Consider the following 612-nt stretch of genomic DNA (forward strand, 5'->3'; position numbering starts at 1 on the left):
TTATAACTAATCTCACCAGAATCATAAGCATGAAATAAGGTCGGGTCAATCTCAAAGTTTTCTGGAAAGCTGTCAGCTACATTGGTGTAAGTGATGTCAATAAATTGACGAAACTCTGCTTTTTGCCAAACGGCTAATAGCTGCTCTTGAGTTAGGTTATTATTGAGTAAAATAAATTTCCCATCAATAAACACTTGAGCAGTATTTACATATTGGGGTTTAACAGTGAGTGTCTGTGCCATGTCAAAATGTTTGGTATTGATATTGGGTCAAAATGGAAGAAATAAATGTAGGGTTCAGTGGAAGGCTCGGAGTGATAAATCGTCCTGTTAGGGTCAGCTCTATAATTTTGCGATCTGAGGCTAGACGGTTGTACTGATAGCGCAAACCGTTTTCCTGGTTTCCGTTGTAAAACGTATCCGAATCTACTCCACGCCATAAGGTTACAAAGCGTCTTTGTTGGTTAGCATAAAGCCACGTCAATAATGACTCTGATACATTTCTGATTTGACAAGAAATGGTAATCGTATAGTAATCACCAGAGGCGTCGTCTATTTGCTGAGCTTCCTGCCAAACTGCATTTTTTTGTAAAAACTCGAATACGGTGATTGG

2 protein-coding genes are annotated in these 612 nt (G+C 38.9%); both read right to left on the reverse strand.

Features of this window, described 5'->3' with window-relative positions; genetic code table 11:
- Positions 1–242: hypothetical protein (locus GVN22_RS27645; RefSeq protein ID WP_166554199.1), on the reverse strand; the 242-nt coding region annotated here is incomplete at its 3' end.
- Position 243: 1 nt separating this feature from the next.
- On the reverse strand, positions 244–612 hold a 369-nt coding region (locus GVN22_RS27650), incomplete at its 5' end, for a hypothetical protein (protein WP_166554200.1).

This window comes from Cellulophaga sp. BC115SP, assembly GCF_009905545.1.
GTDB classification, from domain to species: Bacteria; Bacteroidota; Bacteroidia; order Cytophagales; family Spirosomataceae; genus Flectobacillus; species Flectobacillus rivi.